Origin of the sequence: Hymenobacter monticola (assembly GCF_022811645.1) — a bacterium.
In the GTDB taxonomy this organism is placed as follows: domain Bacteria; phylum Bacteroidota; class Bacteroidia; order Cytophagales; family Hymenobacteraceae; genus Hymenobacter; species Hymenobacter monticola.
In genome coordinates this window covers 1,059,044-1,084,125 of record NZ_CP094534.1, presented here as the reverse complement: position 1 = coordinate 1,084,125, position 25,082 = coordinate 1,059,044, and the positions used below count along the sequence as shown (strand labels likewise).

The following is a 25,082-nucleotide window of genomic DNA, read 5'->3' as shown; positions in this document are numbered from 1 at the left end:
GTAAAAGATTAAGCAGGGTGGCGTTGGCCGGGTGCGTGCGGCGATGGGGCCTCGCGGCCTCGCTGGCCGGTGTGGCTTGGCAAACGCAGGCGCAGCCCGCTGCTGGACCCGTAGCCCCGGCGGCCGTGCTGCTGCGGCCTGCGGCCGTATTCGATGGCCAGGACCTGCACGCCGGCTGGGCCGTGCTGGTCGAAAAAGACCGGATAACGGCGGCTGGCCCGGCGGCGCAGCTGGCCTTGCCCGCGGGCGGGCGCACCCTGGAACTGCCCGGCCTTACCTTGCTGCCGGGCCTCATCGAAGGCCACTCGCACCTGCTGCTGCACCCCTACAACGAAACGCCCTGGAACGACCAGGTGCTGCTGGAATCGCAGGCGCTGCGCGTGGCGCGGGCCACGGCGCATGCCCAGCGCACGCTGCTGGCCGGCTTCACCACGGCCCGCGACCTGGGCACCGAAGGGGCGGTTTACGCCGACGTGGGCCTTAAGCAAGCTATCGACAAGGGCATTATTCCCGGCCCGCGCCTGCTGGTGGCCACGCGGGCGCTGGTGGCCACGGGCAGCTACGGCCCTAAGCTGTCGGTCGACGAAGACGTGCCCCAGGGTGCCCAGGAAGCCGATGGCGTGGACGGCATCACCCGGGCCGTGCGCGAGCAGATGGGCAAGGGCGCCGACGTGGTGAAAGTGTACGCCGACTACCGCTGGGGCCCGGGCGGCAGCGCCCAGCCCACCTTCTCGCAAGAAGAGCTAACCCTGATAGTGCAAACCGCGCGCTCGGCGGGCCGGGGCGTGGTGGCCCACGCCAGCACGCCCGAGGGCATGCGCCGCGCCGTGCTGGCCGGCGTCGAAACCATTGAGCACGGCGACGAAGGCACGTTGGAAGTATTCCAGCTAATGAAAAAGCGCGGCGTGGCCCTGTGCCCCACCGTGGCTGCCACCGACGCCATTGCCCAATACAAAGGCTGGAAAAAAGGCCAGGATGCCCTACCGCCGCGCGTGGAGCAAAAGCACCTCAGCATGCAGGCCGCGCTGAAAGCCGGCGTGACGCTGGCGCTGGGCGGCGATGTCGGAGTATTTGCCCACGGCGACAACGCCCGCGAAATGGAGCTGCTGGTGCGCGACTACGGCCTCAGCCCGCTGCAGGTGCTACGCCAGGCCACCAGCGGCAACGCCCGCATCTTCCACCTCGCCGACCGCGGCCGCATCAGCCCCGGCCTGCTGGCCGACCTCGTGGCCGTGGCCGGCGACCCCACGCAGGACGTAGCCGCCGTGCGCCAAGTGCGGCTGGTAATGAAGGGCGGCGCGCTTTACAAGCAGCCTTAGCAAGGGTTGACTAAGTGCACAAAAGGTTTGTGCTGCATAAATGGTATAAAAAAAGCCCAAACAGGTCAGGTTTGGGCTTTAGAATTTATGCCCCAACGGGCTCATCTAATTTGCGAAAATAGGGTGTGCCAAGCATTTATGCTCGATTTATTGCACACGCCGCACGCTGCTGCCGCCGGAGTGGGACGCGTTGGTGAGGCGGGCGGCTCCTTTGTAGCGCACATCGGAGCCACCGCCGGCGCTGGCGGTCAGCTCGCCATCCACGGTCAGGCTGGCGTCGGAACCGCCGCTGGCGCGCACGGTGGCGGCGGTGCTGCGCAGGCCGAAGGCGTTGTAGTCGGAGCCGCCGCTGATGTCCACGGTCTGGCGCTCCACGCGGCCGCTCAGGTCCACGTCGCTGCCGCCCGAGGCGGAGCAGGTGAGGCTTTTGGCGGTGAGGCTGAGCTTCACGTCGGAGCCGCCGCTGGCCTGGAGGCGGAAGTCGTCGGCCGAGAAGGCGGACTGGCCCTTGGCGTCGGAGCCGCCGCTCAGGCTCAGGCCCGAGAGGCGCGGGCAGGTGATGTACACGGTGGCATGGTGGTTGTTGCTGAGCAGGTTTTTCCAGGAGAAGCCCGATTCCCAGCCAATTTTCAAGGCGCTGCCTTCCACTTTGGTCACGAGGTGGGCCTGGGCCTCGTCGGAAGCTTCGACGACCACGGAGGTGCCGCTGCCCTGCGTCAGCACCACGTCGATGCCGCCGCTGGATTCTATTGCCTGGAAGCTGCCTACCTGGCGGGGCTGTTTCACCTGGGCCTGGGCCGTGCAGGCGGCAAACGTGACGGCCGCTACAGCCGTGGAAAAAAGGAGTGTTTTCATCAGAAATGCAGAATAAAAGGTGAAAGTGATTCAATTGCCAGCCCCGTGCTTCCGGTTGTCTGGCTTCCTCAAATCTACAGGGCTTTGCGGAAAAGGTAGCGCGTGTCCGACGAAGTATGAAATGAGGTCGTGCTCACATAAATGGGATTGGTGGGGTCGGCTGACTGGGGAGATTTCTCGATTTTTTGCGTAGCCCCGTATGGCTTTGATTCGGTGCGGATTTCAACGAATTCCCAGCCCTCCGCCACCAACTCGTTGATGGTTCGCATGAGCAAGCCTTCCAACTCACCCTGAAAATTAGTGTTGATAAACTTGCGGGCGGGCTCTAGTTTCACCTGGCCCCGCCACGCCGGCGCCAGCCACACACAATCCGACACCGGGTGTACCAACTGATATTGATAGCGCACCCTCGGCGTGTTTTCCATCGGGGTGATGACGACCGTGGGCTGCATGTTGGTTTGAGGCAGCGGCAGCGGTACGGGCACCGCCTGCGCGGCAGCCAGCCGGCACGGCAACAGGGCGGCGAAAAGTAGCCAAGGTTTCATAGGGCTGAAAAGAAAAGGACCGGGCAGCCTCCGTGGCTGCCCGGTCCTTCCGTGCCGAATATCGTGCCAACCGGCTAGTCGCGCTTGCCCTTGAGCATGGTGCGCAGCGCGGCCAGCTCGTCGCGCAACTTGGCAGCCGTGAGGAAGTCCAGGTCCTTGGCGGCGGCTTCCATTTGCTTTTCGGTGGTTTTAATGAGCTTTTCGAGTTCGGGCTTGGTCATCATGGCCACCACGGGCTCGGCGGCCAAGGCCAGGGCGGCGCCGTCGTCGGGCGTGGCGTAGCCGGTGGTTTCCACAATGCGGTAGTCGGCCAGGTCGGTCTGGCCCATAATGGCCTCGCGCGACTTGCGCACCGTGCGCGGCGTGATGCCGTGCTCCTCGTTGTAGGCCATTTGAGTAGCGCGTCGGCGATTTGTCTCGTCGATGGCGCGCTGCATCGAGCCGGTGATGCGGTCGGCGTACATAATCACCTTGCCCCGGTCATTCCGCGCCGCGCGGCCCATGGTCTGAATCAGGCTGCGCTGGTCTCGCAGAAAGCCTTCCTTGTCGGCATCCAGAATGGCCACGAGGCTTACCTCCGGCAAGTCGAGCCCTTCGCGCAGCAAGTTCACCCCAATGAGCACGTCGATGTCGCCCAGACGCAGCTTGCGCAGAATCTCCACGCGGTCCAGCGTTTTCACGTCGGAGTGCACGTATTCCACCTTGATACCCAAGCGGTCCATGTACTTGCTCAGCTCCTCGGCCATGCGCTTGGTGAGGGTGGTCACGAGCACGCGGTCGCCCTGCTTCACGCGGTTGTCGACCTCGTCCAGCAGGTCGTCAATCTGGTTGATGCTGGGGCGCAGGTCGATTTCGGGGTCGAGCAGGCCGGTGGGGCGGATAATCTGCTCCACGATGATGCCCCCGCTTTGCTCCAGCTCGTAGTCGGCCGGCGTGGCCGATACGAACACCGCCTGCCGGTACATGCTTTCAAACTCGTTGAAGGTCAGTGGGCGGTTATCGAGGGCCGAGGGCAGGCGGAAGCCGTACTCAATAAGCGCCGTCTTGCGGCTACGGTCGCCGCCCCACATGGCCCGGATTTGGGGCATGGTGGCGTGGCTTTCGTCCACCACCAGTAGGTAGTCGTTGGGGAAATAGTCGAGCAGGCAGAACGGCCGCGAGCCCGGCGTGCGCCCGTCGAAATAGCGCGAATAGTTCTCGATGCCCGAGCAGTAGCCCAACTCCCGAATCATCTCCAAATCGAACTCGGTGCGCTCCATGATGCGCTTGGCTTCGGCGTCGCGGCCCTCCTTCTCGAAGTAGGCGTGCTGGTGCACCATGTCATCCTGAATCTGCTTGATGGCCGAATTCAGCGTTTCCTTGCCGGTCACGAACAGGTTGGCCGGATACAGCGCAATGCCGTGGGCCTCGTCGCTCAGCTTCTTGCCGCTGACGGGGTCAATCTTGTGCACCGACTCGATTTCATCGCCGAAGAAGTAGATACGGATGGCGTAGTCGGCGTAGGCCGGAAACACGTCCACCGTGTCGCCCTTCACCCGGAAGGTGCCGCGCGAAAACTCCACCTCAGTGCGCGAGTACAGAATCTGCACGAACTGGTAGAGCAGGTTGTTGCGCGTGTAGCGCATGCCTGGCTTCAGAAAAATGACGTTTTTGGCAAATTCCTCGGGGTTGCCGATGCCATAGATGCACGACACCGAAGCTACCACAATGACATCGCGCCGCCCGCTGAGCAGGGTGGAGGTGGTGTGCAGCCGCAGCTTCTCGATTTCCTGGTTGATGGCCAAGTCTTTCTCGATGAAGACATCGGTGCTGGCGATGTAGGCTTCCGGCTGGTAGTAGTCGTAGTAGCTGATGTAGTACTCGACGGCGTTGTTCGGAAAAAATGCCTTGAACTCGCCGTAAAGCTGGGCGGCCAGCGTCTTGTTGTGGCACAGCACCAGGGCCGGCTTGCCGGTTTCGGCAATGACGTTGGCCATGGTGAAGGTTTTGCCGGTGCCGGTGGCACCCAGCAACACCTGGGCCGGCTCGCCGTTGTTCACGCCCTCCACGAGTTTGGCAATGGCGGTGGGCTGGTCGCCGGTGGGCTTAAATTCAGAGGTAAGTTGGTACTCCATGCAACGGGAAAGGTAGGCCGAAATGCTCAGCCTACCTTAACCATAACGGAGGAAATTGGGTTTCGCGGGAAGCGAGGAAAAGTATGACACAACTTGTACCCCGAAGCTCCTGCTCCGGCCCGCGTTGAACGGTTGATGTTCGCCCGGGCCGAAGCAGGAGCTTCGGGGTACTCGTTCTTACCGACCGAACTCCACGCCGGCTTCCATGCCAAAGCTGTAGGGGCGGCTTTGGGCCATGAAGCTCTGAGCGGGGTGGGCGTTGAGGGGCGTCAGGCCAAACTCGGCCACGGGGCCCAGGGTGAAGGCCCAATTGCCGGCCACGGGGCGGAACTGCGCGCCCGCCGCACCGCGCACGCTGCCCAGCACCAGGCGGTAGGGCATGCCGGCCGAAAACGCCGAATAGGTTTTGGTAGCTTCCGGCTCGCCTTCTACGGCGCTGCGAGCTCCTAGCAGGGCGCTCACTACACCGCCTAAGCGGCCGTAAAGGCTCCAGCCGCGCTTCACGGGGTTGGAGTAGGTTACTTGCAGGGGCACACTGCCCATGCGGTATTGGAAGTCCGTGGTGCGCATCTGGCCGTTGGTGAACGAGCCCAGGTCATAGAGCTGCTCGCCTACAAAGGCCGCAGTAGAGGCCGATTTAGCCGTAGACTGGCTGAACTCCAAACCCGTGCTGGCCGACCAGTGGCCCTTGAGGTGGCGCGTGGCCAGCAGCGCAATGCGCTGGCTCAGGCCCGGGCGCAGGTTTTCGCGGTATTGGGCGGCGGCGGCTTCGGTTAGGGCCGGCGAATCGGGACCCAGGGCGGGATTGTAGCCAAACTCGGGCTCGATGCCGGCCCGCGAGAAGTTCACGTTCGGGTTGAAAACCGAGGCCGCGTAGCTGGCACTGTAGTGCCACTTGCTGAAGTCGGCAGCCGGCGTGGGCTCGGGCAACGCCACCGGGGACAGGCCTTTGGGCAGCGTGGCGCCCGTCAGCAGGCTGAGGGCCGCCGGCCGGGCAGCGAGAAAGCCCACCTGCTGCGAAGCAATTGCAGTCGAAGAGGGCATCGATGCTGCCGAAGCAGTACCCGTTTCTTCCGTGGCGAGGCTGGAACTGGCTCCGCCAGTAGCCGCAACACCATTGGCTGAAACGGTGCCAGCCGGCGCGGCTCCGGCAGCCAGTAGCCCGGTTTCCGTGGTGCCGGCAGTGGCTGCGGGCGTCTGTTGGGTTTGGGCAACAATGGCGCGGCTGGCGTTTTCGAAGCGGCTGCCGTTGGCCAACGGCTGAGCGGCACGGGTGCTGCGGCCGACGGTGGCGTGGGCATTGCGCTCAAAGCCGCCACGAACCGAAGCGGCCCCGAAACCGGTACCGGCCGGTGCAACATTCGCTGCATAAGTCGGTGCGGTAGCGCTGCTACGGCCATTCAAGCCAGCTTCTGAAGCAGCGACTATGCCCGCGGCGCCGGGTGCGGCGCCGGGTGCGGCGCCGGCCGGTGCCGTGGTGGCCGGCCGGCTGGCTACACCGTTTAAGCTGCCGTTGACAGCTACGGCCTGTTTGGTCGAAGCCGCTGTTGTACTGGCTTGCTGGCCATTGCGCGAGGCGGCCGGGCCTGTTACCGTGGCCACTTCGGCACCGCCGAAGCCGCCGTCGTGCTGGGTCCACCAGCCGGTGCCGGCCAGCGTGGCCAGCAGCAGGCTGGCCGCGGCCACCCAGCGGGTGGCCGTGAGGCGTTTGCGGTAGCTTTCGTTTTGCCGAATCAGCAGGGAGTTGTCAATCTGGTCCCACAGCATGGGGCGCGGGGGCACGGCGGCCTCCTCGCCCAGGTGGTGGCGAAACAGGTCTTCCAGGCTGCCGGTGTTTTTGGGCGTAGCGTTATCGTCGATAGGATTAGCTGACATGGCGGGGGGGCGCGCTCAGGCGCTCCAATTTAGTTTGCAAGATGACGCGGGCCCGAGAATATTGCGACTTGCTCGTGCCCTCGGTGATACCTAATAATTCGCCGATTTCCTTATGCGTATAGCCTTCAATGGCGTAAAGGTTGAAGACCATCCGGTAGCGCGGTGCTAGCTCCTGCACCATCGCCAATAATTCCTGAAAATTGTAGTTGCTGAGCGTGAATTCCTCGCTCGACAGCGTCTCGGGATATTCGCCGTCGCTCACCGCCACCAGCGAGGCGTTGCGGCGGTGCTGGCGCAGGGCCGCGTTAATCATGATACGGCGAATCCAGAATTCCAGCGGGCACTCGCGCCGGAAGCTGGCCAGCGTGCGGAACACCGTGAGGAAGCCTTCCTGCAGCACGTCTTCGGCCTCGAAGGTGGTTTGGGCGTAGCGCAGGCACACAGCCATCATCTTGCCGGCGTACTTGTCGTAGAGCAGCTTCTGGGCCAGCTGGCGGCCGCGCAGGCAGCCGTCAATCAGCTCGGCTTCGGTGGGCGGGCTGGTCACGGCCGAGTGGCGGCTGGCGGTGAGGCGCGGCGCCACGGGCTGGGCCGCTTGGTCGGGCAGCACGTCGTCGGCGCCGAAGGCAAACCAGGTGGCGGCGCTCATGCCGGCAGCCGGTAACCCGAGCCGGCGAGGGAGAAGGTAGCAGAGAAGGTCATTTTTTGCAGCATGGAAAGGCGAGTCGAGCCAGGGAAGCCCGCCCCGCAGGGGGCGTGTTGCAAGGGAGATGCAAGCCCGCGCCGAATGGTTGCAAGCCCGTTGCAAACCTCCCAAAACAAAAGCTGAAGCAAAGCCAGACACCAATCCATCGTCGAATATATTTAATGCCTGATTAGTAACCTTCGAGGACGCTTAGCGGTATTATCAATGTAGGTACATTGATATTGGCTCGGCTCCGGCCTTATTTTTTGCCGGCGCGTACTGAATCAGCTTGTCTAAACTATTTCCTTTTTCAACCCCTTAAACCCCTTTCGCATGAAGACCCTTGTGCTGTTTTACTCCACCTATGGCCACGTTTGGAAGCTGGCCGAAGCCGTGGCCGAAGGTGCCCGCCAGATAGAAGGCAACGAAGTGGTGGTGAAGCGCGTGCCCGAAACGCTTTCCAAAGAAATTCTGGACCAAACCGGCGCCACCGGCGCCCAGCAGGCTTTCGCGCACGTGCCCGTGGCCACGCCCAACGAACTGGTGGAGTACGACGCCATCATCTTCGGCACGCCCACCCGCTACGGCAACCTCTGCGGCCAGATGCAGGCCTTCATGGACAGCACCGGCGGCCTGTGGGCCAAGGGCGCGCTGGTGGGCAAAGTCGGCGGCGTGTTTGTGAGCACCGCCACCCAGCACGGCGGCCAGGAAACCACCATCCGCAGCTTCCACACCGAACTGCTGCACCACGGCTTTGTGATTGTGGGCCTGCCCTACGCCTGGCAGGGCCAGATGGGCCACCACGAAGTGACCGGCGGCACGCCCTACGGCGCTAGCACCGTGGCCGGCGGCCAGGGCGAGCGTCAGCCCAGCGAAAACGAGCTCGAAGGCGCCCGCTTCCAGGGCAAGCACACCTCGGAAATCGCCAAGAAGCTGGCCGCGAAGTAGCGGATTGGTGAGTTGGCGGAATGGTGGGTGTCATTGCGGCCGCAGGCCGTAGCACCCGAAGGACAGCGTAGCTAATCCGTCCTGTAAATTCCAGACACACTCTTTTACCAGAAAGCCCCGGCACCGCAATGGTGCCGGGGCTTTTTGCTTGGCTTTGTCACGTTTCAAAGCTGGTCACATGGAGAGGACGGATTGCCGCGCTTCGCTCGCAATGACAACCCGCCACTCCATCAACCCACCAATCCACCATCTCACAGCTGATTATGCGCCCGAATCAGCTCGGCAAACGACTCGCGGTAGGTGTCGCCCACGGGCAGCAGGCGGCCGGCCACCTGCACCTTGCCGCGCTCCACGTGCTCGATGCGGCTGAGAGCTACGAGGAATGACTTATGGATACGGGCAAACCGCTCGGGCGGCAGCACTTCCTCCACGCGGCGGAAGGACTGCAGGGTGAGAATTTTGCCGGCGCTGGCGGTGTGCAGCAGCAGGTATTCCTTCATGCCCTCTATATAAAGAATGTTATCGAAAGCCACGCGCTGCAGCCGGTGCTCGTTCTTCACAAACATGGCATCGGCCGGCGCGGGTGTTGGAGTTGGCGCGGGCACTTCCGGAACGGTCGCAACCGAGGCCACTGAGCTACTCGGCAGCGCTTGGCGCACCTTGCTCACGGCTTGCAAAAAGCGGTCGAAGGCGATGGGTTTCAGGAGGTAGTCGGCCGCGTTCAGGGTGTAGCTCTGCACGGCGTACTGGTCGTAGGCGGTGGTGAAGATGATGCGGGGCGCTGGCGCGGGCAGCAGCTGCACCAGTTGCAGGCCGGTGAGGCGCGGCATGTGAATGTCCATGAACACGACATCCACCGGGTTATCCTGCAGGAAAGCCAGGCCGGCCAGCGCGTCGTGAAACTGACCGCGCAGCTCCAGGAAAGGCACCTGAGCGCAGTAGTCGGTCAGCAGCTCGAGGGCCAGCGGTTCGTCATCAAGAATGGCGCAGGTTAGGCGTTGCATGGGAATAAGAGTTGGTAGGCTTCAAAGAACGTCATGCGGGCTGCGTTCAGGCGTGGGCCCTCACGCCCTGACCCCCTGAGGGGGCACCGGTCTTGCGCTGGCATAAGGCTCCCCTCTCCCCAGGGAGAGGGGCCGGGGGTGAGGCTCCAGGTCAAAACGAATTCCGCAAAACATGCTCATTCCCATCAAGCTGTAGCACCAATTCCACCGCATATTCGCCAGGCAAGGTGCGGACGTGCAGCGCGTGGCGCTCCGGGTACAGCAGCTCCAGGCGGCGGCGCAGGTTGTGCAGGCCGAGGCCGCCGGGCTGGCGCGGCAGGTCGGCGATGGCGGCCACGTAGTTGTGCACGGAGAAGCGCAACTCGGCGCCGTCTACTTCGAGCTCGATGCGGATGGCTTCGGGGCGGGCGGCAAGGTCGCCGTGCTTGAAGGCATTCTCGACCAGGGGCAGCAGCAGGAGCGGGGCCACGGGTGGGGCGGCCTCCACGGGGCCGTAGACGTTGAGGACAATCGCCGTAGCGGCCTCGGCGGCGGGCAGGCGCAGGCGCTGCAGGTCGAGGAAGCTGCGCAGGTGAGTGAGCTCCTGGCTCAGGGTCACGGCGTCGGCGCTGCTGTCGTAGAGCAGGTAGCGCATGCTTTCGGCCAGGCGCAGCACGGCTTCCGGGGCGCGGTCCGACTTGCGGCTGGTGAGGGAGTAGATGTTGTTGAGGGTGTTGAACAAAAAGTGCGGGTTGATTTGGGTTTTGAGCATGCCCAGCTCGGTGAGCAGGTGCTGGCGTTCCAGTTCGCGGCGCTGGCGTTGGCCGTGCAGGTAGTCGAGGGTGATGCGGACGCCCGAGCTGGCGCCCATCGTGAGCAGTCCACCCAGCAGCAGCCCGGCCCACAGCCCCCAGTTGTAGGAATCCAGGCCCGGATGGCTGCCGTTCATCACGCGGTAAACCATGTCTGAAACCGTGATGCGCAGCAGCGAAAATACCGCCGCCCAGACCAGCGCTTCCAGGAAATAGCGACCCACGCGCCCCTGCGACAGCGTGCGCGGAAACACCGCCAGCCAATTCCAGTAAAACAGCAACGCCGTGACGCCGTCAAGGGCCAGATTGCGCACCACCCACACCGCGTCGAGTTTCACGGTGTTTTTGGGGTTGAGGCGCATGGCGTAGTAGAGCAGGCCATCGAGGGCCAGCAGCACGGCCACCAGCAGCGCGTGCACCCACCACGGAATGGGGGTGTTGTCGGGCGCCGGGCGCCACCAGGCCGGGCCGGTACCGTGGGGGCGGGCCGGCGGCAGCTGCTCAGAAGCGGCCGATGCAGAAGCAGCAGACGTAGGCGAAAGAAGGGAATTTTCCACGCCGAAAGGTAGGAAAAGCCGAAAGGCGCCGCGTCGGCATTCAACCAACGCCCTGCCCGGCTAGCGCAACGCCGACAGCCACACCACCAACGCCAGACCCGGCATCCGGTTGCCGGTTGGTAGAAGCAGGCAAGGGGTTGAAGGCTAAAAAAAGGGCGTTGCCGCCGGCCCGGTTGGGGTTGGTTGATTAAGTATTTGGGGCAGTTTGGGCGGGTCTAGGTTTGCCACAGAACTCAACAACAAACTCAGCACTCACATCTTCACCTGCCCCGTCATGAAAAAAGCATTCCGCCTCCGTGTTGCCTGCACCGGCACTTTGCTGCTCAGCTTAGTGGCCAATTCCATTCTACAGGCACAACCCACCGCTGCGGCTATGGCAGCGCCCCCGGCTACTGCTGCCACTCCCGCCGCTCCCCTGGCTCAGCAGCTCGACGACTACGTGCGGCAATACGAGAAAGCCGGCCTGTTCATGGGCACCGTGCTGGTGGCCGACCAGGGCAAAGTAGTGCTGCAAAAAGGCTACGGCTTGGCCAACCGCGACAAAGGCACACCGAACACGCCCGAAACCAAGTTTCGCATCGGCTCGCTCACCAAGCAATTTACGGCTGCGCTGGTACTGCAGCTGGCGGAGCAGGGCAAGCTCCGGCTCGACGGCAAGGTGGCCGATTACCTCCCCAGCTACCCCCAGCCCGCCGGCAGCCAGATTACCGTGCACCAGCTATTGTCGCACACCGCCGGCCTGCCCGACTACACCGCCCTGCCCACCTTCCCGGCCGTGATGCGCAGCCACCAAGAGCCCGCGCAGCTGGTGGCTTTGTTCTCGGGTTTGCCGCTGGAGTTTGCGCCCGGCACCCAGTACCGCTACAGCAACTCAAACTACGTGTTGCTGGGAGCAATCATCGAAAGGGTAACCGGCAAGCCCTACGCCCAGGTTTTTCAAGAAAACATTGCCCGGCCGTTTAAGCTGAAAGCCACTTCCCTAGACGTGGTGGAAGCCGCCGACCCGCGCCGCGCCGCCGGCTACCAAGCCACGCCCAACGGCCTGGTGCCCACTCCGCCCATCGACCTGACGGTGCCCTACGCGGCCGGCGCCATCACCTCCACCGCTTCGGACTTATACCGCTGGAGCCAGGCGCTGGATGCAGGCAAAGTGCTGACGGAAGCCAGCAAGAAGCAGCTGTTCACGCCCGTGCTCAAGAACTACGCTTATGGCTGGATGGTGTTCAAGGCTAAAATCGGGGCCGAGGCCGACACCTCACTCATTCAAGAGCACAACGGCGGCATCAACGGCTTCAGCTCCTTTCTGGTGCGGGTGCCCCAGAGCCAGCAGGTGATTGTGCTGCTCGATAACCACAACAGCCAGTCGCTGGGTGAGCTGCGCCGCGGCCTGCTGCGCATTATGCACCACCAGCCGGCCGCGGCGCCAGTGTCTGTGGCCGGGCCGGCTGCTGCCGGCGCGCCGGTGGCCGTGAGCGCCGCTGTGCTTGGTACCTACGTGGGCGTGTACGAGCTGTCGCCGAGCTTCCGCATCACGGTGCGGGAGCGGGCGGGCCAGCTCTTCGTGCAAGCTACCGGACAGTCGGAGTTTGAAACCGTAGCCGCCTCGCCCGTGCTTTTTTCGCTGAAGGGGGTGCCCGCGCAGGTCGAATTTGCCAAAAACACCAGCGGCCAGGTGGCCCAGCTCATCCTGCACCAGGGCGGCGCTGCCCAACGGGCGGCAAAGGTGGAGTAGCGGCGCACGCGTCCGGGCGGGGCTAGCCCCCGCCCGGACGCGTGCGCCGGCTCAACGATTCTGTTCAACGACGGGCGGGGGCTAGCCCCGCCCCTACACCGTGTGGGTAGGCCCAATGCCAAAACCGCTTCAAGAGTGCGAATTTTCTTTGAGGCCGTGTAATAAAAACGGACCTTTGTCGATATAATGCTTGCTGTGACCAATTGATTTTCTGACTGCTCACCGCAACGCTTGCCTTCTTTCCGCATCCTTCGCCTGCACCTTCTTTCTGCAAATGAAACACACCCTACTCGGCTTGTCGCTGCTGGCGACCTGCGCTAGCTCTGCCTACGCCCAAACCCCCGCTACGGCCCCCGCACCTGCCGCTACGGCCCCTAAGCTCGCCGCGCCCAAGCCGCTGGTACTGCCCGACGCGCCCAAAGGCACCGGCCGCCTCAGCGGCACCGTGCTCGACGGGGCCACCAAAAAGCCCGTCGAGTTTGCCACCGTGGCCCTGCTGCCCCCCACCGGCGACACGCCCATCGACGGCACCGTGGCCGACGAGAAGGGCCGCTTCAGCCTGCGCGGACTGGCACCGGGCACCTACCGCCTGCAGCTCAGCTTCCTGGGCTACGCGGCCCTGACGCGGGAGGTGACCGTGACCAGTGGCACTACCGACTTGGGCGCGCTCAGCCTCGCGGCCAGCGCTCAGCAGCTGGGCGACGTGACCGTGACCGGCGAAAAGGAAACCGTGGAGGTGAAGCCCGACCGCATCGTGTACAACGCCGACCGCGACCTCACCAACAAGGGCGGCGTGGCCGCCGACGTGCTGCGCAAAGTGCCGCTGCTGAACGTGGACCTCGACGGCAACGTGCAGCTGCGCGGTTCCTCCAACATCCGGGTGCTCATCAACAACAAGCCCAGCAGCATCCTGGCCGGCAACCTGGCCGACGCCCTCAAGCAGCTGCCCGCCGACCAGATTGCCTCCGTGGAAGTCATCACCACGCCGGGCGCCAAGTACGACGGCGAAGGCACGGCCGGCATCGTGAACATCATTCTGAAAAAGAACAACCTGCAGGGCGTGAACGGCAGCGTGAACGCCGCCGCCGGCAACCGCAGCTCCAACGCTGGCGGCAGCCTCAACGTGCGCCGCGGCAAAGTGGGCGTGAATACCAACCTCAGCAGCTACCTCTACTACAGCCCCAGCGCCAGCACCTCGGAGCGCACCAGCTTCAACGGCTCGCCCGACAACGTCATCTCGCGGCTGAGCCAGAACGGCAGCGGCGACAACCTCGGCGGCGGCGCCTACGGCCGCATGAGCCTCGACTACGACCCCGCCAAAAACCACAGCCTCACCGTGGGCTTCAGCGGCAGCCTCAACCGCAACAACAGCGAAAGCGAGCAAATCAACAACTTCGTGAACATCGCCGGCCCTTCGCCCAGCCAGCTGTTCACCCGCGCCACCGAGTACACCTTCAACTCGTCGAGCTACGACGTGAACGGCACTTACACGCGCACCTTCGAAGGCAAGCCGCGCCGCGAGTGGAGCCTGTTGGCTCAGCACTCGCGCAACCGCAACCTGCAGCCCTACGCGCTGAACCAGTACGAAAACCAGTTCACCGCTACCGGCCTGCCCAATTACCGCGAAAGCAGCGACAACCTCTCGCGCAACCTCGAAACCACGCTCCAGACCGACTACACGCACCCCATTGGCGACAAGCAAAGCGTGGAAGTGGGCGGCAAGGCCATTCTGCGTCGGGTGCTGAGCGACTACCAGATTCAAACCGCCACCGGTACTGACGCCCCGTTTGTGGTAGACCAGCAGCGCTCCAACGTGTTCGACTACGACCAGAACGTGGCCGCCGTGTACGGCACCTACGGCTTCCCGCTGGGCAAAAAGCTGAACTCCCGCGTGGGCACCCGCCTCGAGCGCACCGACATCGTGGGCCGCTTCCAGCAAAACGACATCACCCGCTTCACCAGCGGCTACACCAGCCTGCTGCCCAACGCCAGCGTCAGCTACACCCGCAAGCCCGGCAACACCCTGCGCCTGGCCTACAGCAAGCGCATTCAGCGCCCCAACATCTACTACCTGAACCCCTACGAAAACCGCGTCGATAAATTCAACATCAGCAAAGGCGACCCCACGCTCGACCCGGAATTCACCGACAGCTACGAGCTGAACTACAGCACCTTCGTGAAGGGCTCGGTGCTGAATTTCTCGCTTTTCACGCGCCAGACCAACAACGCCATTGAGGCTATTCGGAGTCGGTCCGGTGAAACCACTCTGACCACCTACGCCAACGTGGCCCGCAACCACACCTACGGCGCCAGCGTGTTCGGCTCCTTCAAGCCCATGCCCAAGTGGGAAGTCAGCGGCTCCACCTCCTTCAACTACGTGGTGCTGCGCTCGGGCTACCTCAACACCACCAACGAGGGCCTGATGTACAACTTCAACCTCAATTCGACCTACAAATTCACCAAAACGCTGAGCGCGCAGTTCTACGGCGGCATCAGCTCGTCGCGCGTGCAGCTGCAGGGCCGCGCCGCTGCCTGGAACTACTATTCCGTGGGCATCAAGAAAACCGTTCTGAAGGAGAAAGGCGACCTCACCCTCAACGCCGATAACTTCCTCACCGACCGGCGCGACCTCAACTCCAACGTCAGCACACCCTTATTCACCCTGGAGCAGCACAACTACATCGCCCTGCGCGGCATCCGCCTGGCCTTCAGCTACCGCTTCGGCAAAATCGAGGCGGCCCCGCCCAAGCAGCGCCGCAGCATCCGCAACGACGACACCAAAGCCGGCGAAAGCCAGGGCGGCCAGCAATAAGGGCGACCTTATCACAAGCTGAAACCCGTCTGTCATCCTGAGCGCACCGAAGGACCTTATCACGTTCGAACCTTAGGCGTTCAGCGGTGATAAGGTCCTTCGCTGCGCTCAGGATGACAGACGGGTTTTATTTCTCACTTTCTCAATCCTCATTAAGCGAAGTGTTCCAGATTTCCCAAGCCGCCTCCGCCTGCAAGCACAGCATCTCAAACCCGTTCTTCACCTGTGCGCCGGCATCCTTGCCTTTCTGCATAAACAATGTTTCGGCGGGGTTATACACCAGGTCGTGCAGGTAGTGCTGCTCCGTTAGCGCCTCGTAGGGCAGGGGCGGGCATTCGTCGGTGTGCGGGAAGGTGCCCAGCGGCGTGGCATTGATGATGAGGTGATGGGCCGCCACCAGCTCCGGCGTCAGGTCGGCGTAGGTGAGGCCGTGAGCCAGCGGGTCGCGGCTCACCGTCCAGTGCGCAATGCCCAGGTCCTGCAAGGCCGTGGCCACCGCTTTGGAAGCGCCGCCCGTGCCCAGCACCAGCGCCCGCGCTTCCGGCTGGGCCGGAAAAAACCGCCGCAACGACTCCCGGAAGCCCACGTGGTCGGTGTTGTGGCCGCGCAGGCGGCCCTCGGCCGTGCGCTCTATCACGTTCACGGCGCCCACGCGGGTGGCCGAAGGCGCCAGCTCGTCCAGGTACAGCATCACCGACTCCTTATAAGGTACCGTCACGTTAAGGCCCACCAGGTCGGGGTGCGTGGCCAGCACGCCCGGCAGCTCGTTAACGGAGGCCAGCTCGAACAGCTCATATTCGTGGTCGCCGAGGCCCAGGGTGTAAAACTTTTGCGTGAAATACGTCTGGGAAAAAGAATGGCGGAGGGTGCGGCCGATAAGCCCGAACTGGCGCATGGAGCTGGGTGGGAGGGTGGAAGGGGAGGGGCGTCAAAAGAACACAAAAAAACGCCCCCGACCTGTCAGCCGAGGGCGTTTCGCTAAATAATGACAATTTATCGTGGCCAAAAGCAGGCCAGCAGCTTAACGGGCATTAGCCTCGGGCGCGGGGCTCAGCTTGCTCTTCACAAACGACCACAGCGGCGGCAGCACCGAAATCAGAATGATTCCGTAGATAACCAGCGTGAAGTTGTTTTTAACCAGCGGAATGTTGCCGAACAGGTAGCCGGCCAGCGTGAGCGAAATCACCCACAGCGCCGCTCCCGCAATGCTGTACGAAGCAAAATAGCGGTACGTCATGGTGCCAATGCCGGCCACAAACGGCGCAAACGTGCGCACAATGGGCACGAAGCGCGCCATAATGATGGTTTTGCCGCCGTGCTTGGCGTAGAAAGCCTGGGTCTGGTCGAGGTACTTGCGGTTCAAAAACTTGAAGTCTTCCCGAAACACCCTTGGCCCGAGGTAGTCGCCTACGGCATAGTTCAGGTTATCGCCGATGAAGGCCGCCGCTATCAGCAGCGGAATCAGCAGCCAGATGTTGAGCAGGGGGTGGCCCGTGTCGGGGTTGGGCTGGGCAGCCAGCGTGCCGGCCACAAACAGCAGCGAGTCGCCGGGCAGGAAAGGCATCACAATCACCCCGGTTTCGGTGAAGATGATGAGAAACAGGATGAGGTAGGTGAGACTGCCGTACTCATGCACCACGCTAACCAGCGTCTTGTCGAGGTGCAGCAATAAGTCGAAGAAGTGCTTAATAATTTCCATGCCGGGCGTAAAGTGAACCACAAAGAAAACCGTCGCGGGCCGAAGTCCCGGCGCCAAAGCTGCAGCGGCCCGCCCTCAGCCCCCGATTTGGCGGGGGTATTCCATTCTTTTTAAAAATTATCCTAAGCCTTTAGCCGTTGGGCTTCATGCTTCCAGCACTTGCATAGTTGGCCTTGGCTGCCAAGGCCGGTTGGTTGGCGCGCAACGAAGTTGTAATTTTGTCATCATTTTTTTAAGCTTTCAAATTTCCGCTTAATCCAGCTCCGGTGGCCGTTTGGCCCTGGAACTGGCGAAAAGCCTCCTCGTTGAGGCCCCCGATTTGTGCCCGCTGCTTAAAAGTTGGCACGCCGTATGATTGGCCCGCCACCGCAGCCGCCGGCTCGGAGGCAGCACCGCAGTGTGGCACCAAAAAAAAACGCCCAACCTCTGCCAATCCTTTGCCGTTGCAGGCTTAATATTTTACTCGACCGATGATTGTTTATCAAGGGGGCGATTGGTGGCGGGCCTTGAAGCACTTCCACACCTCCGCCGTTATTCGTTTGCTGCTGAAGCGCGTGGCGCTGGTGGGCCTCTATGGCTCGGCCATTGCCGTGATAAGCCTCGACTTCCACACGATGAACGTGCGCATCGGGCGCGAGTACCTGTCCATTCTGGGCATTCTGCTCAGCTTGCTGCTGGTGTTCCGCACCAACACGGCCTACGACCGGTACTACGAAGGCCGCAAGGTGTGGGGCGTGCTGGTGTCGCAGTGCCGGGGCTTGGCCATGGAAATGAACGCCCTGCTCCCGCGCGAGGCCAAATCGAGCCGCCGCTACTTCGCGGCTCTCATCTCCAACTTCCCCATCGCCCTCGAAGGCAGCCTGCGCAACCGCGTGCGCTTCGACAAAATGGAGGCCACGCCCGACATCATCGACCGCCTGCAAAAGGCCGAAAACGTGGCCTCTACCATCATTGCCGTGCTCATGGAGAGCGTGGAGCAATTGCGTCAGGTTCAGATTTTTGACCCCATTCACCTCATCAACATCAAGCAGCACTACCTGAGCATGATGAGCGTGAACGGCACCTGCGAGCGCATCAAAGCCACCCCCATTCCCTATTCCTATAGCTTTTTTATCAAATGCTATATTACGGTGTTTATTATGATAATGCCGTTGGTGCTCGTAGATTCGTGCGGCTGGTGGATGGTGCCCATCACCATGATTGGGGCCTACGCCATGCTGGGCCTCGAGATGATTGGCAACGAAATTGAAAATCCTTTTGGTTACGACAGCAATGACTTGCCCATCACGCAACTTTCCAACAAGATTCGAGTAAGCGTGCATGATTTGCTGGGAGTGGAACTGCCCGCCGAGAAAAAGGCGCTGGCTTCTGTTCCCTACAGCGTAATCCATTAGCCCCAGCCTGGTGATTCGTACGGCTACCAAGAAATTGGCTGGAACTGCTTTTGCTCAATATAGCATAATGCTAATTTAAAACATTTTAACAAAATATTTGACTTTTTGGTAACAACTGTACCTTTTTTTGACCCCTGCGTATACGCGCCTCGTGACGAAACACGAGATTTTCGTTTCCCTCCCTTTAACATCCAATTCCCAATCCAATGCAAACTTTAACCTTTACTCAGAAGCTGTTGCGACAGCGGCGCTTCCTAAGCTTCCTGCTTCCTCTCTTCGCCATTTTTGTCGGCTTGGGCTCGGCACTGAACGTGCAGGCACAAGGTACTTTGACGAACAGCACCATCTTCATTGATAAAACCACGCCTGGTAATACCAATACGCCTTATGGTGGCAGTTCAAGCGTTTCTCCCAACTTTAATAACGCCCAACTCGGTAGTTACGACATCAATACGCCAGGTGCACTGCTCATCAATGGCGGGGAAGTTACCGTGACGCAAACAGGTGCTGCTGCCCCGACTAGTGTGCGCCTTGAATATCAAGTGTTTAACAACACTACTTTTGCGAACGTAGGTCCTCTGCAAACCATTAACTTGGTGCCTACTACCACAGGTGGTTCTGTTTACAGCGAAACCAATGCCCTGCGTGATTTAATCTCATCGGTTACTAGTGCTGGTGATTATGGCGTAGAAGTGACCTTTAAGGCCAACTTTGGGCGCTCGACTGTTTCTGACCCTGCTGGTACTCCTTACACGGCTTACTTTACGGTTACTGGTATTCCGACGCCTCCTCCCACGGTTACGGCCAACACCATCACGTTCGACCCCAACGGTGTTCCCCCGGCTACTAGCCAAAACCCCAATCCTACCAATTCCTTCGAAACCTATAACATCAACCCCCCCACGCCGAACCCTTTCCAGGGTGCTAACCTGAGCGCTTCGGCTACGGGTGGTGCTTATGATGTGAACTCAGGACAATTGCTGCTCAGCGGTACCTCGGTAACGGTAACGCAAGCTGGGCCGGTTAACATTGCCAGCGTGGTGCTCTACTACCGCACCCGCCCGTTGAACGGCGCTGCTGTCAGTGCTTTCCAACCCATTACCCTTACGGAAACGGGTAGTTCTACTTCGACTACCAAAACCTTTGTGCTCGACCCCAGTCAGGCCGGCACCGGCCTTTCGCAGCCTAACCTGATTGCAACGCCTGCGGTAACCCAGGCTGGCACCTACGTGCTGGAAGTGTATTACCAGGCCAACGGCTTTAACAGTGCTACCGGTAATACCGTCACGATTACCGACCCGCCCACGGCGAATACCTATTACACGGCCAACTTCACCGTTTCGGGTACGCTTGCCGCCAACACCATCTGGACGGGTGGTTTCAACGACAACTGGTTTGACGTGCGCAACTGGAGCAACGGTGTGCCGAATGCTGGTATCAATGCCCTGGTGCGTGACCTGGGCGTCGGCAACAGCGTTCCGTATCCGAACGTCAACTCCGACTCGCGTAAAACAACGGCCGCCGGTGCGGTGCTCTACGACAACACCAACTCCGGTCCGGCCCGCGCCCGCAACCTGGTTTTGGGTGGTACCTCGCAGGCTTCGCGTTCCATCTGCCGCCTCGAGCAAGGCCAGCTGCAGGTGTACGGCGACTTCAGCAACATTCAGGACAGCTTCATTCAGCGCGAAGGCACCATCATGGAGTTTGCCGGCACCAACCAGACCATCTCAAACGGTAGCTTCATCCGTGTTGATATCTCCGGTGGTGGCAATAAGACGCTGAGCGGCATTATGAACATTTCGCAGTCGCTCAACTTCCTGACCGGCGTATCGACCGGCGACCAACCGGCCGCCACCAACCCCTACACGGCTCCCAATGCCAACGCGGGTGTTTTGTCGACCAACATCAGCAACCCCGGTGCCAACGTGGTGATTCTGTCCGACCGTGGCTTGGTTAACTCGAACAACGGTGCCCAGCTCACCGGCGAAACGGATGCATCCTTCCTGTACGGCTTTGTGCGCACGAGCCGCGTAGGCGTGCTGGTGGGCGAAACCCGGACTTATGGCAACATGGGTATGACGCTGACCTTCGGTGATGCTGCCAATACTAACAACCCCGGCATCGTAGAAGTGACCCGCAACACGGTGGAAGCTTATTCGCCCGTGGCCGGCCGATTCGGCATCCGCCGCATCTTCGGCGTGCGCCCCAGCGACCCGCAAACCACGACCGGCGGCCTGGTGGCTCAAATGGTCTTCCGTTACCGCGACGCTGAAACCCGGAACCTGAATGGTCCCAACACCATCACGCCCGGCACCGGCAGCATTCCCGAGCCGAACCTGATTATCTTCCTATCGACGAACTCGGGTAACACTTTCGGTGCTATTGGCCGCGACGGTGCGGTGGATGTGGCGAACAACACCGTAACGAAGACGGGCGTAACCAACTTCGCTACCTTCACCCTCGGCGACCAGAACAACCCGCTGCCGGTGCGCCTCACGGCGTTCGACGCCAAGCGCCTCGGCAACAACGCCCTGGTGACCTGGCAGACCGCTACCGAGGAGAACAGCAAAGGCTACGAGGTGCAGTCCTCGACCGATGGCAAAGAGTTCCGCACCGTGGCTTACGTGCCCAGCGCTGCTCCCAACTCCACGAAGCTGACCAACTACAGCTACGAAGACAAGACGACTTACAGCGCCAAGACGGTGTACTACCGCTTGCACCAGCTCGACCTCGACGGCAAGGACGCTTACTTCGGCCCCCGCACTGTCAACTTCGATGGCAAGGCTGTTGCCGCTACCTTGGTGGCCTACCCGAACCCCTACGACTCCAACGACGAACTGCACCTCGCCGTGCAGTCGGATGAAGCTGGCCAAGGCCGTTTGCGCATCACCGACATGACCGGCCGCACGGTACGGGAAGAGTCGATTGAGCTGAGCAAGGGCGTGTCCGACATGCCGGTGAGCGGCGTGAAAGAGCTGAAGTCCGGCATCTACATGGTGCGCGTGACGCTGCCCTCGGGCGCAGTTCAGAACTTGAAAGTGGTGAAGCAGTAACCTGCGCCACCCGCACGAAAAAGGCCGGCTCCCGCAAGGGGGCCGGCCTTTTTGCTGTTTAGCTATACTGCAGCGGAGCGGATGCCCGACTGAGTACCCGCGGCCTTAGCCGCGGGGCATGGAGGTGCCGGGCTTGGTGCTCTTAGCTGCCGGGTGAAACATGGGGTCCACGGCGTCCATGTCGAGGAAGTGGGTGAAGGTATCGCCGCGCAAACCCAGGCGGATGGTTTCGAGGCTCACCACTTCGTTGGGGGCAATGTTGCCCAGGTTCACGTTGGTGCCGAGCAGCTTGATGAACCACACCTGCTGGGCCTTCTGGGGCGCTTCCCAGAGGATGCGCTCCGACGGAATCTTGGTCAGAATTTCCTCCACCAGGCCCGAGCGCACCTCGCCGGTGCTGCGGAACAGGCCCACATTGCCGCCCTCGCGAGCCTCGCCAATCACCTTGATGGCGCCGGCTTCGAGCTCGGTTTCCATCTGCGAAATCCACTTGTAGGGCGGAATGATTTTCTCAGCATCCTTCGAACCCACTTCGCTCAGCACGCGCACGCTCTTGCTCAGCTCGCGGATGTACTCGCACTTGCGGCCGTGGTCGAGGTCGATGCTGCCGTCCGATACCTCGGCGTACTCCATGCCGAAGTTATCGAGCAGGCGGCGGTAATCATCGAACTGGTTGCGGATGATGAAGGCCTCGAACAGCGTGCCGCCGAAGTACACCGGAATGCCGGCCGCGCGGTAGATTTCGAGCTTCTGCTTGAGGTTGGGCACCACGTAGGAGGTGGCCCAGCCCAGCTTCACCACGTCGGTATAGGTGGCGCTCACTTCCAGAAAGTCTTCTACTTCGCGCAGGCTCATGCCTTTGTCCATCACCATGGTATAGCCCTGCTCGCGGGGCTTGGCCGTGCGCTCGGGCAGTTGAGAAAGGTCGTAATTCATCAATTGGGGGTAAAAGAGGTTAGTTAAGGCGAAAACAGCGGCCGGAAACGGGTGGGACCGGCAACAAAAAACCGCCCGTTCTCACGAACGGGCGGTTACAAAAGTAGCGTCTAAGCGAGGGAAATGTTATTTCCGGAACTGCTCAATCAATTTGCGCAGCCCCGGCTGCTCCCGCAGCTCCGGAAAGTAGTCGAACAGCAGCACGTGCTGCTCGTAGTTGAGCGTCAGCGCCGTTTCCAGGGTGTTGTAGGCTTCGCGCATGCGGCCATCGGCCAGCAGGTAGGCGCACAGCATGTAGTGGAAATGCGCCTCCATGGGGTGCAGCTCCACGGCGTGGCGCACCAGGTCCACCGCCTCGGAGTAGTGCCCCTGCTCGTAGAGAATGGCGCTCCAGCTCACCCAGCCCTGCACGTCGTCGGGAGCCACCTCGGTGGCCTTCTCGTACGATTCGAGCGCGCTCACCACGTTGCCCACGTGGTTTTCGGCCGCGCCCAGCGCCGACCAGTACTCGCCGCTCTCCCCATACAGCTCGGTGGCTTTGCGGAAGTAGTGAATGGCCTCGAACCAGCGGCCCTGCTCCTGCAGCAGCACGCCCTGCCCAAACCAGGCCTCGTCCATCTCAGGGTTGATTTCGAGGGCCTGGCGGTAGTATTTGCGGGCGGGCTCCCAGTCGCGCAGCTTCTCGTAGCACTCCCCGATGTTGCACAGGGCCTCATCGGTGGGCTGGCCGGCCGGGTAGGCCTGCTCAAACTCGGTAATGGCCTTCTTGTATTCCTGCTGGCACACAAAAGTATCGGCCAGCCAGTGATGGGCGTCGTGGAAGTCGGGGCTGATGGTCACGGCAAAGTCGAAGGCCTCGGCAGCCTTGGCAAAGTCTTCGCGGCGGTACCAGTACTGGCCCAGGTTATACCAGGCCGTGGGCGAGTAGGGGTCGTCGTCGGTGAAGCGCTTGAAGAACTCCTCGTGCTCCTCGAGCCGGCCCGTGATGTCGAGGCAGTGCAGCAGCTCCTGCACGCCGGTTTCGTTGTCGGGGTTCAGGCGCAGGCTCTGCTTGTAATGCTTGGCCGCGCTCTTAAACTTCTGCCAGCTCTGAAACGCCAAACCCAGGTTGAAGTGAATGTCTTCGCGCTCGGGCTCCTGCTCCAGGCCAGCTTTGAAAAACTCTACTGCCTCGGCAAACTCGCCGCGCTGCGTGCTGATGATGCCCCGCGTCACGGCCACGTCGGCGTTGGTGGGGTCGAGCTCGGCCACGGCGTCAATCTGGCGCTCGGCTTCGGTATAGTCGCCGCGCATGGCCGTCACCTGGGCGCGGTCAATCAGCAGCTCGGTCGAGAAAGGGTACTGGCCCAGCGCGGCCTCGCAGGCCTGCAGGGCCTTGTCAAACTCGGCGTTGGTAACGTAGTGGTCGATGATGTTCTCGAAGTCCTCCAGGTCGAAGAAAACAGACTCTTGCTGGGCCAGCATGCGCTCGAAGCGGCGCACGGTATCCAGCACAGTCCGGTGGTTTTCAAAATGTTCGTTCATGCGCATAAAATCGCAGTTAAGTGGATTAATCGGGGTTTTGCGAACGAGCAGACGCGGCGGCAAATCCAGAAAATTAAGCCGTCAGCAAACCGCTGTTCACTCCACTTGCTAGTACTCTCTCAATGATAAACAAATATTGGGCAAAACCGTGCAATCCGGCTCTTGCTAAGATACGATAACCGCCGGGGCGCTGGCTGGGTTTTCGCGCAAGCCAGCTGCGCACCAGGCCAGCGTATCAGCTAACGGACGGAAAGTGAGCCCGGTAGTGCTTTGCACTTTGCCATGCGCGTACACCACCGGCCGGCGGCCGGCCCGGGCCGTGTCTTTGGTGATGAGGGGCCGGGCGCCGGTGAGCACGGCGCGGGCGTGCTCGAGCCGCCAGATAACTTCAGCCGCCCAGTCGGGCACGGCCACCGTGGGCGGGCGCCGTTCCAGGGCCGCCGCGGCCTGCCGGAAAAACTCGCCCAGCGGCACGGCTTCGGCGCTCAAAATGTAGCGCTCCCCGCTCAGCTCGGGGTGGTCGAGGGCCAAGGCCAGCAAGTGCGCCACTACGTCGCGCACGTCCACAAAATTGACCAGTCCCCGGGTATAAAAGCGGTGCTGCTGGTGGGCATAGCGCAGCAGCCGGGTGCTGCTGCGGTTCCAGTTGCCGGGCCCCAGCACCACCGAGGGGTTCACAATAACGGCCGATAATCCTTCGGCAACGCCGCGCCACACCTCCAGCTCGCCCAGGTATTTAGACGTGGCATAGGCCGGGTGGGCAGCGCCCAGGTCCCAGGTAGCTGCCTCCGTCACCGTGAGGGTGCCGGTAGCGGTGGCCGCGCCCGCCGGCGAACCCAGCGCCGCCACCGACGACACATACGCCAGCCGAATGCCCGGCCGCTCCAGGCAGGCGTCTACCACGGCGGCGGTGCCTTCCACGTTCACTTGCAGCAGCAGCGTTTCGTCCTGCGGGGCATACGACACCAGCCCCGCGCAGTGAAACACGTGCGTCACGTCGGGCGTGAGGGCGGCCCGCAGCTGCTCGGTGTCGAGGAGGTCGCCGGCTATCCATTCCACGCCCGGTGCAGCGTTGGTGGGCACCGCGCCCCGGTGCAGGGCGCGCACCGGCAGCCCCCGCTCGCGCAGGGCCCGCAACAGAAAGGAACCAATGAGGCCCGTGCCGCCGGTGACGAAAACCATTTTTTTAGTGATTAATGATTAGCGGTTGATGATTAATGGCTGCTTGAGATAATAGCT

18 protein-coding genes are annotated in these 25,082 nt (G+C 61.9%); 6 read left to right on the top strand and 12 right to left on the bottom strand.

The genetic code is table 11. The features are described 5' to 3' along the window. Positions 1 to 71: 71 nt before the first annotated feature. Positions 72 to 1,319: a metal-dependent hydrolase family protein gene (locus MTP16_RS04755; protein WP_243519972.1), complete on the top strand. Its 1,248-nt coding sequence runs from the start codon at positions 72 to 74 to the stop codon at positions 1,317 to 1,319. Positions 1,320 to 1,466: 147 nt separating this feature from the next. Here MTP16_RS04755 and MTP16_RS04750 read toward each other — a convergent pair whose 3' ends face one another. From MTP16_RS04750 to MTP16_RS04730, 5 genes are all read right to left on the bottom strand, one after another. Further along, complete coding sequence (locus tag MTP16_RS04750) at positions 1,467 to 2,174, bottom strand: head GIN domain-containing protein (protein ID WP_243516362.1); 708 nt, start codon at positions 2,172 to 2,174, stop codon at positions 1,467 to 1,469. A 74-nt stretch (positions 2,175 to 2,248) separates the two neighbouring features. Continuing rightward, positions 2,249 to 2,719, bottom strand: coding sequence for a hypothetical protein (locus tag MTP16_RS04745; protein WP_243516361.1), 471 nt, complete (start codon positions 2,717 to 2,719; stop codon positions 2,249 to 2,251). 74 nt (positions 2,720 to 2,793) lie between these two features. Beyond that, on the bottom strand, positions 2,794 to 4,833 hold the full coding sequence (uvrB, locus tag MTP16_RS04740) for an excinuclease ABC subunit UvrB (RefSeq protein ID WP_243516360.1): 2,040 nt from the start codon (positions 4,831 to 4,833) through the stop codon (positions 2,794 to 2,796). A gap of 177 nt (positions 4,834 to 5,010) precedes the next feature. Continuing rightward, positions 5,011 to 6,708, bottom strand: coding sequence for a hypothetical protein (locus MTP16_RS04735; protein WP_243516359.1), 1,698 nt, complete (start codon positions 6,706 to 6,708; stop codon positions 5,011 to 5,013). Beyond that, positions 6,698 to 7,357, bottom strand: coding sequence for an RNA polymerase sigma factor (locus MTP16_RS04730; RefSeq protein WP_243516358.1), 660 nt, complete (start codon positions 7,355 to 7,357; stop codon positions 6,698 to 6,700). Before MTP16_RS04730 ends, MTP16_RS04735 begins: the two co-directional genes overlap by 11 nt. A 369-nt stretch (positions 7,358 to 7,726) precedes the next feature. Between MTP16_RS04730 and wrbA the strand changes: the two genes are divergently transcribed. Then, positions 7,727 to 8,341: an NAD(P)H:quinone oxidoreductase gene (gene wrbA, locus MTP16_RS04725; protein ID WP_243516357.1), complete on the top strand. Its 615-nt coding sequence runs from the start codon at positions 7,727 to 7,729 to the stop codon at positions 8,339 to 8,341. A 251-nt stretch (positions 8,342 to 8,592) separates the two neighbouring features. On the opposite strand, the gene MTP16_RS04720 is transcribed toward wrbA, so the two are convergent. Next, on the bottom strand, positions 8,593 to 9,345 hold the full coding sequence (locus MTP16_RS04720; protein WP_243516356.1) for a LytR/AlgR family response regulator transcription factor: 753 nt from the start codon (positions 9,343 to 9,345) through the stop codon (positions 8,593 to 8,595). 151 nt (positions 9,346 to 9,496) lie between these two features. Beyond that, the gene (locus MTP16_RS04715) at positions 9,497 to 10,693 is read right to left on the bottom strand and encodes a sensor histidine kinase (RefSeq protein WP_243516354.1); all 1,197 of its coding nucleotides are present in this window, start codon (positions 10,691 to 10,693) and stop codon (positions 9,497 to 9,499) included. Positions 10,694 to 10,967: 274 nt separating this feature from the next. Between MTP16_RS04715 and MTP16_RS04710 the strand changes: the two genes are divergently transcribed. Further along, positions 10,968 to 12,425 (top strand): serine hydrolase, encoded by a 1,458-nt coding sequence (locus MTP16_RS04710; protein WP_243516351.1) that lies wholly within the window; start codon positions 10,968 to 10,970, stop codon positions 12,423 to 12,425. Positions 12,426 to 12,699: 274 nt separating this feature from the next. Continuing rightward, the gene (locus MTP16_RS04705) at positions 12,700 to 15,237 is read left to right on the top strand and encodes a TonB-dependent receptor domain-containing protein (protein ID WP_243516349.1); all 2,538 of its coding nucleotides are present in this window, start codon (positions 12,700 to 12,702) and stop codon (positions 15,235 to 15,237) included. Positions 15,238 to 15,379: 142 nt separating this feature from the next. Here the strand turns inward: MTP16_RS04705 and MTP16_RS04700 are convergent, their stop codons facing one another. Further along, positions 15,380 to 16,132 carry a shikimate dehydrogenase family protein gene (locus MTP16_RS04700; protein ID WP_243516347.1) on the bottom strand — a complete coding sequence of 251 codons (753 nt, stop codon included), beginning with the start codon at positions 16,130 to 16,132 and terminating at the stop codon, positions 15,380 to 15,382. Positions 16,133 to 16,258: 126 nt separating this feature from the next. Then, entirely contained in the window at positions 16,259 to 16,936 is a 678-nt protein-coding gene (locus MTP16_RS04695) for a DedA family protein (protein ID WP_243516344.1), read from the bottom strand. 470 nt (positions 16,937 to 17,406) lie between these two features. Between MTP16_RS04695 and MTP16_RS04690 the strand changes: the two genes are divergently transcribed. Further along, complete coding sequence (locus tag MTP16_RS04690; protein ID WP_243516342.1) at positions 17,407 to 18,330, top strand: bestrophin family protein; 924 nt, start codon at positions 17,407 to 17,409, stop codon at positions 18,328 to 18,330. A 596-nt stretch (positions 18,331 to 18,926) separates the two neighbouring features. Continuing rightward, positions 18,927 to 21,383: a T9SS type A sorting domain-containing protein gene (locus tag MTP16_RS04685; RefSeq protein WP_243516341.1), complete on the top strand. Its 2,457-nt coding sequence runs from the start codon at positions 18,927 to 18,929 to the stop codon at positions 21,381 to 21,383. Between the two features lie 105 nt (positions 21,384 to 21,488). Here the strand turns inward: MTP16_RS04685 and MTP16_RS04680 are convergent, their stop codons facing one another. The 3 genes from MTP16_RS04680 to MTP16_RS04670 form a co-directional block, all read right to left on the bottom strand. Further along, positions 21,489 to 22,319 carry a phosphosulfolactate synthase gene (locus MTP16_RS04680; protein WP_243516338.1) on the bottom strand — a complete coding sequence of 277 codons (831 nt, stop codon included), beginning with the start codon at positions 22,317 to 22,319 and terminating at the stop codon, positions 21,489 to 21,491. A gap of 126 nt (positions 22,320 to 22,445) precedes the next feature. Continuing rightward, positions 22,446 to 23,843, bottom strand: a complete 1,398-nt coding sequence (locus MTP16_RS04675) for a tetratricopeptide repeat protein (RefSeq protein ID WP_243516336.1) — start codon at positions 23,841 to 23,843, stop codon at positions 22,446 to 22,448. A gap of 165 nt (positions 23,844 to 24,008) precedes the next feature. Further along, on the bottom strand, positions 24,009 to 25,025 hold the full coding sequence (locus MTP16_RS04670) for an NAD-dependent epimerase/dehydratase family protein (protein WP_243516334.1): 1,017 nt from the start codon (positions 25,023 to 25,025) through the stop codon (positions 24,009 to 24,011). Between the last annotated feature and the right edge of the window lie 57 nt (positions 25,026 to 25,082).

What these genes read in the sequence shown, in the direction of transcription:
- MTP16_RS04710 (WP_243516351.1), top strand. Translation starts at nt 10,968, where the DNA reads ATGAAAAAAGCATTCCGCCTCCGTGTTGCCTGCACCGGCACTTTGCTG.
- MTP16_RS04670 (WP_243516334.1), bottom strand. Translation starts at nt 25,025, where the DNA reads ATGGTTTTCGTCACCGGCGGCACGGGCCTCATTGGTTCCTTTCTGTTG.
- MTP16_RS04705 (WP_243516349.1), top strand. Translation starts at nt 12,700, where the DNA reads ATGAAACACACCCTACTCGGCTTGTCGCTGCTGGCGACCTGCGCTAGC.
- uvrB (WP_243516360.1), bottom strand. Translation starts at nt 4,833, where the DNA reads ATGGAGTACCAACTTACCTCTGAATTTAAGCCCACCGGCGACCAGCCC.
- MTP16_RS04735 (WP_243516359.1), bottom strand. Translation starts at nt 6,708, where the DNA reads ATGTCAGCTAATCCTATCGACGATAACGCTACGCCCAAAAACACCGGC.
- MTP16_RS04750 (WP_243516362.1), bottom strand. Translation starts at nt 2,174, where the DNA reads ATGAAAACACTCCTTTTTTCCACGGCTGTAGCGGCCGTCACGTTTGCC.
- MTP16_RS04695 (WP_243516344.1), bottom strand. Translation starts at nt 16,936, where the DNA reads ATGGAAATTATTAAGCACTTCTTCGACTTATTGCTGCACCTCGACAAG.
- MTP16_RS04675 (WP_243516336.1), bottom strand. Translation starts at nt 23,843, where the DNA reads ATGAACGAACATTTTGAAAACCACCGGACTGTGCTGGATACCGTGCGC.
- MTP16_RS04700 (WP_243516347.1), bottom strand. Translation starts at nt 16,132, where the DNA reads ATGCGCCAGTTCGGGCTTATCGGCCGCACCCTCCGCCATTCTTTTTCC.
- MTP16_RS04745 (WP_243516361.1), bottom strand. Translation starts at nt 2,719, where the DNA reads ATGAAACCTTGGCTACTTTTCGCCGCCCTGTTGCCGTGCCGGCTGGCT.
- MTP16_RS04730 (WP_243516358.1), bottom strand. Translation starts at nt 7,357, where the DNA reads ATGAGCGCCGCCACCTGGTTTGCCTTCGGCGCCGACGACGTGCTGCCC.
- wrbA (WP_243516357.1), top strand. Translation starts at nt 7,727, where the DNA reads ATGAAGACCCTTGTGCTGTTTTACTCCACCTATGGCCACGTTTGGAAG.
- MTP16_RS04690 (WP_243516342.1), top strand. Translation starts at nt 17,407, where the DNA reads ATGATTGTTTATCAAGGGGGCGATTGGTGGCGGGCCTTGAAGCACTTC.
- MTP16_RS04720 (WP_243516356.1), bottom strand. Translation starts at nt 9,345, where the DNA reads ATGCAACGCCTAACCTGCGCCATTCTTGATGACGAACCGCTGGCCCTC.
- MTP16_RS04680 (WP_243516338.1), bottom strand. Translation starts at nt 22,319, where the DNA reads ATGAATTACGACCTTTCTCAACTGCCCGAGCGCACGGCCAAGCCCCGC.